A 6,039-nucleotide genomic window follows, 5' to 3' on the forward strand; every position below is an offset into this window, starting at 1 on the left:
AAATTACTCGGAATAGGGGTGCTCTAAATGGTTCGTGTTGCAAATTCAGTTGCCGATTTAGTCGGTCAAACGCCTATCGTTAAATTAAACAGATTAGTAGATGAAAATAGTGCAGAGGTTTATTTGAAACTTGAATATTTTAATCCTGGCAGCAGTGTAAAGGATCGTATCGCTTTAGCTATGATTGAAGCAGCAGAAGAACAAGGTTTAATTAAACCTGGTGTCGATACCATTATTGAGCCTACAAGTGGAAATACTGGAATTGGACTAGCTATGATTGCTGCAGCAAAAGGTTACAAGGCCGTTTTTGTTATGCCTGAAACGATGAGTTTGGAAAGACGGAATCTACTTCGTGCTTACGGTGCGGAACTTGTGTTAACACCTGGTCCAGCTGGTATGAAGGGTGCTATTGCTAAGGCAGAAGAATTAGTACAGGAACATGGTTATTTCTTACCGCAGCAATTTAAGAACCAAGCGAATCCTGAAGTTCATAGAAGAACAACAGGTAAAGAAATCGTTGAACAAATGGATCAATTAGATGCTTTTGTTTCAGGAATCGGAACTGGAGGAACAATCTCAGGAGCAGGAAGTGTTCTTCGTGAAAAATTCCCTGAAATTAAAATCGTTGCTATTGAACCAACAGATTCACCTGTTCTTTCTGGCGGATCACCTGGCCCGCATAAGCTTCAAGGGCTTGGTGCAGGATTTATTCCAGAAACCTTAAATACTAATATTTATGATGAAGTGATTCAAGTTGGAACGGAAGAAGCTTTTGCTGCATCAAGACGTGCAGCTAGAGAAGAAGGAATTCTTGGTGGTATTTCTTCAGGAGCAGCAATCCACGCTGCATTAGAAGTTGCGAAGAAACTTGGAAAAGGTAAAAAGGTTCTAGCAATTATTCCTGATAACGGTGAACGTTATTTAAGTACAGCGCTTTACCAGTATGATGCTGAATAAATAGTAAAGTGGAAACGCCGCTGGGCGTTGAAATTAGACAATTAAAGAGAGGCGTCGGCTTACCGATGCTTCTTTTTTTTGTAAACTAATTAAGACTTCATGTATGATAAAAAGAGTGAAAAAAGCCTGTATAGGAGGATTAGGTATGAGAGCAACTCAAGAACAAATCAAATGTGGACCATATACCTTGGATAGTAGTAAAAAAACCATTATTATGGGCATTTTAAATGCAACTCCAGATTCCTTTTCAGATGGCGGTAAATTTAATCATGTTGAAATGGCTGTGGAACGAGCAAAAGAAATGGTCGCAAATGGGGCTGATATCATTGATATCGGCGGTGAATCGACACGGCCTGGCTTTGCAGCTGTTCCCCTCGAGGAAGAACTCAAACGGGTAATCCCGGTAATTGAGGCAATCGCTAAGCATGTCGATATTCCAATCTCGATTGATACGTATAAGGCAGAAGTGGCAAAGCAGGCGATTGAAGCAGGAGCCCATATAATCAATGATGTATGGGGGGCAAAAGCCGATGAAAAAATGGGTCAAGTTGCTGCAGACTACGGTGTTCCAATCGTGCTTATGCATAATCGTCATGACCGAAACTATAAGGTTTTCATGAGAGATGTCATTAATGATCTTTATGAAAGTATAACGATTGTCAAAAATGCAGGTGTAATGGATGAAAATATTATTCTCGACCCTGGTATCGGTTTTGCGAGAGATTACCAAGAAAATCTGCTAACTATGCAGAATTTAGATACATTTGTTAAACTAGGTTATCCAGTATTATTAGGGACATCCAGAAAAACAATGATTGGACAGGCATTAGATCTTCCTGTTCACGAAAGAATGGAAGGCACAGGAGCAACGATTTGTTATGGAATCCAAAAGGGCTGCCACATAATACGAGTTCACGATGTCAAGGAAATGAGCAGGATGGCAAAAATGATGGATGCCCTAATGGGAAAGGGTGAACTGATTGGATAAAATTTATGTCAATCGAATGGAATTTTACGGCTACCATGGTGTTTTCCCGGAAGAGACTCGGCTAGGACAGCGATTTGAGGTTGATTTATCCGTTTCCCTTGATTTAAAAAAAGCAGGCGAAACGGATGAACTGGAGCACTCAGTAAATTATGCTGAGTTATACCAAGTATGTAAGGAAATAATCGAGGGGCAGCCGTATAAGTTAGTCGAAGCTGTTGCAGAAAGGATTGCTTCAAACATCCTGATGGGGTTTCCACTTGTATCCGAGGTTACAGTAACCGTGATTAAGCCAAATCCGCCGATTTCAGGCCATTACAGGTCTGTTGCAGTAGAAATTACAAGGAGAAGATAAAAGTGGAAAACACAGCATTTATTGCCCTTGGCTCGAATCTAGGAAACCGATATGATAATTTAACGAGTGCAATCAAAAAATTAACAAGCTATTCTGATCTTCATTTGGTAAATTACTCCTCTATTTACGAAACAGATCCGGTTGGCTATGAAGACCAAGACTTATTTTTGAATATGATAATTGAGATTCAGACGGCATTAAGTCCAATGGAATTGCTGGATTTATGCTTAAAAATCGAATTGGAACTTGGGAGAAAAAGGGAAATAAAGTGGGGTCCGCGAACAATAGACCTTGACATTCTTACCTTTAACCAAGAAAATATTGAAAGCGAGAGGCTCATAGTTCCACATCCGAGGATGTTAGAACGGGCTTTTGTAATTATTCCACTTTTAGAGATCATTCACGACAGTCCATTTTTAAAGATAAATAAATTGCTTGAATCATCGTTAGAAGAATTACCTGATAAAGAAGGAGTCCGAATATGGAAGCGGAAAAATGGGGAAGACGGATTCGTGCCTATCGGAAGCTAAAGGGCTTTACACAAGAAGGCTTTTCGAAGGAACTAGGTGTATCTGTATCGATCTTAGGAGAGATTGAAAGAGGAAATCGCCTGCCTGCAGTTGACCTGCTTGAGAGAATTGCGCATTCATTAAAAATAAGTATAGATGATTTAACTCCTAAGGAATAAGTTCATCAAAGAATAGGAGGTAGTTCCATGTTGAAAATTGGCGATATTGAAATGAAGAATCCAGTGGTTTTAGCTCCAATGGCTGGGGTATGTAACTCTGCATTCCGTCTAACGGTGAAAGAGTTCGGTGCTGGTTTAGTTTGTGCAGAGATGGTAAGCGATAAAGGTATCGTTTATAAAAACGAAAAAACAATGAATATGCTCTACATCGATGAGCGTGAAAAACCGCTTAGTTTGCAAATTTTTGGCGGCAAAAGGGAAACGCTTGTCGAAGCAGCCAAATTTGTTGATAAGAATACCAATGCTGATATTATCGATATTAATATGGGCTGCCCTGTTCCAAAAATCACTAAATGTGATGCGGGAGCGAAATGGCTTCTTGATCCAAATAAAATCTACGAGATGGTTTCTGCAGTAGTTGCGGAAGTGGAAAAGCCTGTTACAGTGAAAATGCGGATGGGCTGGGATGAACAGCATATTTTTGCTGTTAAAAATGCCCAAGCAGTCGAACGCGCAGGAGGAAAGGCTGTGTCGCTTCATGGTCGCACGCGTGTTCAAATGTATGAAGGAAAAGCTAACTGGGATATCATCCGTGAAGTAAAGCAAAACCTAAACATTCCGTTAATTGGAAATGGGGACGTCCAGACACCACAGGATGCCAAACGAATGCTCGAGGAAACTGGTGTGGACGGAGTCATGATTGGAAGAGCTGCATTAGGAGATCCATGGATGATTTATCGTACTGTACAATATTTAGAATCTGGGATATTAATGCCTCAACCAACTGTTAGAGAAAAGATTGATGTATGTATTCTTCATCTTGACCGCTTAATCGCTCTGAAAAATGAAAATATTGCGGTTCGCGAAATGCGCAAGCATGCTGCTTGGTATTTAAAAGGGGTACGCGGCAACGCTAAAGTTCGTAATGCCATTAATGAGTGTGAAACAAGAGATCACTTAGTGACATTATTAAACGAACTAGTGTTAGAAGTTGAGGAAAAAGAACAAAGTCAGTTGATTGTAGGGTAAATTTGTCACTTAAAGTGTCTTTTTCTATACTAATTGGATGCTGCCAGTGAAATAACTGGCAGTTTTTATTTTATTAAGATCTTTTTTGATGTCTGAAAGTATAAGTTTGTGTAAAATAATAAAGTATGTAGAAAAATGGATGGATTAATAAAAGCATTTTACATAATAAATGATTATTGGAGTGGATTTTATGAGTCAGGAAGATTTAAATGACCAATTAAGGGTCAGACGTGAAAAAATGAACACCATGCGCGAAAATGGTCTTGATCCATTTGGTAAGCGTTTTGACCGTTCACACAATACAAATGAATTGATTGAGCAATATGGAGAATTAGAAAAAGAAGACATCGAAGCAAAAAACATTTCCGTTTCTTTAGCAGGCCGAATTATGACGAAGCGTGGAAAAGGTAAAGCAGGTTTTGCGCATGTTCAAGATTTAACGGGTCAAATTCAAGTATATGTTCGTCAGGATGCTATTGGTGAAGAGAATTACAAACTATTTGATACCGCTGACCTAGGGGATATTATTGGGGTAACTGGAACATTATTTAAAACAAAAGTAGGCGAGCTATCCGTAAAGGTAGAAAACTTTGTGTTCTTAACAAAGGCATTGCGTCCGCTGCCTGATAAGTTCCATGGACTTAAAGATGTAGAACAGCGCTACCGTCAGCGTTATTTGGATTTAATTATGAGCCAAGATAGTAAGGCGACATTTATTGCGAGAAGCCGTATTATTCAATCGATGCGTCGTTATTTAGATGACCATGGTTATTTAGAAGTTGAAACACCTATGATGCATTCTATCGCTGGAGGTGCGTCCGCACGTCCGTTCATTACGCATCATAATGCTCTCGATATGCCGTTGTTTATGAGGATTGCCATTGAGCTTCACTTAAAGCGGTTAATTGTCGGCGGTCTGGAAAAGGTTTATGAAATTGGCCGTGTATTCCGGAATGAAGGGGTCTCTACCCGTCACAACCCAGAATTCACAATGATTGAACTTTACGAAGCCTACGCAGATTATCGCGATATCATGAGTCTTACTGAGAATTTAATCGCCCACATTGCTCAAGAAGTAGTTGGTTCCACTACAATTCAATATGGGGAATATGAAGTAGACCTTAAACCGGAATGGAAAAGACTTCACATGGTTGATGCCATCAAAGAATACACGGGTGCAGATTTCTGGAAAGAGATGAGTGTGGAAGAGGCTCGTGAACTTGCTAAAGAACACGGAGTAGAAATTAATAACAACATGCTTTATGGTCACATTGTAAATGAATTCTTTGAGCAAAAAGTAGAGGAAAAGTTAATCCAGCCTACGTTTATTTACGGCCATCCAGTAGAAATTTCGCCGCTTGCGAAGAAAAATGATGAGGATCCGCGATTTACAGATCGTTTTGAATTATTTATTGTAGCGCGTGAGCATGCAAACGCGTTTACAGAGCTTAATGATCCAATTGATCAAAGAGAACGTTTCGAAGCGCAATTAAAGGAACGCGAACAAGGGAATGACGAAGCCCATATGATGGATGATGACTTCGTTGAAGCTCTGGAGTATGGTATGCCGCCTACTGGAGGATTAGGAATTGGAATAGACCGCATAGTTATGCTGTTAACTAATTCACCATCTATCCGCGACGTACTGTTATTCCCGTTAATGCGTCATAAGTAATATCTTTGAAAAGTGCCAGTGCCACTGGCGCTTTTTTTATTTCCTCTAGCCTTGAAGAGTTAGAATAGTTTTACTTTGTAATTTTATATAAAAAAATAATAAATACTATTGCACTAGGTCTTTAATGGTGGTATATTAATATCTGTTGCTGCGAGGCAGTGATGGCAAGATAAAAGAAATAAAAAAAGTTATTGACTTTACATTGATAACTTGGTAAGATTATAAAGTCGCTTTTAGGCGATAGAGAAAATTGATCTTTGAAAACTAAACAAACAAGACGTGTAAACAAACAAAAAATTATTAGTGAATCTTTCGTAAGAAAGTGAAGCTAAGCCAACGTAACAAAATGA

General features: G+C 39.2%; 7 protein-coding genes. All 7 read left to right on the forward strand.

Annotated elements, in window-relative coordinates:
- Positions 1–27 precede the first annotated feature (27 nt).
- Positions 28–957 (forward strand): cysteine synthase A, encoded by a 930-nt coding sequence (gene cysK / locus J7E63_RS22995; protein WP_215016793.1) that lies wholly within the window; start codon positions 28–30, stop codon positions 955–957.
- A gap of 145 nt (positions 958–1,102) precedes the next feature.
- Positions 1,103–1,945, forward strand: coding sequence for a dihydropteroate synthase (folP, locus tag J7E63_RS23000; RefSeq protein WP_215016795.1), 843 nt, complete (start codon positions 1,103–1,105; stop codon positions 1,943–1,945).
- Complete coding sequence (folB, locus tag J7E63_RS23005) at positions 1,938–2,297, forward strand: dihydroneopterin aldolase (protein ID WP_215016798.1); 360 nt, start codon at positions 1,938–1,940, stop codon at positions 2,295–2,297. The genes folP and folB overlap by 8 nt, the downstream gene beginning before the upstream one ends.
- Before the next feature lie 2 nt (positions 2,298–2,299).
- A complete protein-coding gene (gene folK, locus J7E63_RS23010) occupies positions 2,300–2,827 on the forward strand; it encodes a 2-amino-4-hydroxy-6-hydroxymethyldihydropteridine diphosphokinase (protein WP_168241481.1) in 528 nt (175 codons plus the stop codon).
- Entirely contained in the window at positions 2,779–2,985 is a 207-nt protein-coding gene (locus tag J7E63_RS23015) for a helix-turn-helix domain-containing protein (protein ID WP_168241482.1), read from the forward strand. Before folK ends, J7E63_RS23015 begins: the two co-directional genes overlap by 49 nt.
- A gap of 27 nt (positions 2,986–3,012) precedes the next feature.
- Complete coding sequence (gene dusB, locus J7E63_RS23020; RefSeq protein ID WP_215016800.1) at positions 3,013–4,014, forward strand: tRNA dihydrouridine synthase DusB; 1,002 nt, start codon at positions 3,013–3,015, stop codon at positions 4,012–4,014.
- Between the two features lie 190 nt (positions 4,015–4,204).
- The gene (gene lysS, locus J7E63_RS23025) at positions 4,205–5,689 is read left to right on the forward strand and encodes a lysine--tRNA ligase (protein WP_215016801.1); all 1,485 of its coding nucleotides are present in this window, start codon (positions 4,205–4,207) and stop codon (positions 5,687–5,689) included.
- The last annotated feature ends 350 nt before the right edge of the window (positions 5,690–6,039 follow it).

It is taken from the genome of Bacillus sp. ISL-75 (assembly GCF_018613095.1).

What these genes read in the sequence shown, in the direction of transcription:
- cysK (WP_215016793.1), top strand. Translation starts at nt 28, where the DNA reads ATGGTTCGTGTTGCAAATTCAGTTGCCGATTTAGTCGGTCAAACGCCT.
- folP (WP_215016795.1), top strand. Translation starts at nt 1,103, where the DNA reads ATGAGAGCAACTCAAGAACAAATCAAATGTGGACCATATACCTTGGAT.
- J7E63_RS23015 (WP_168241482.1), top strand. Translation starts at nt 2,779, where the DNA reads ATGGAAGCGGAAAAATGGGGAAGACGGATTCGTGCCTATCGGAAGCTA.
- dusB (WP_215016800.1), top strand. Translation starts at nt 3,013, where the DNA reads ATGTTGAAAATTGGCGATATTGAAATGAAGAATCCAGTGGTTTTAGCT.
- lysS (WP_215016801.1), top strand. Translation starts at nt 4,205, where the DNA reads ATGAGTCAGGAAGATTTAAATGACCAATTAAGGGTCAGACGTGAAAAA.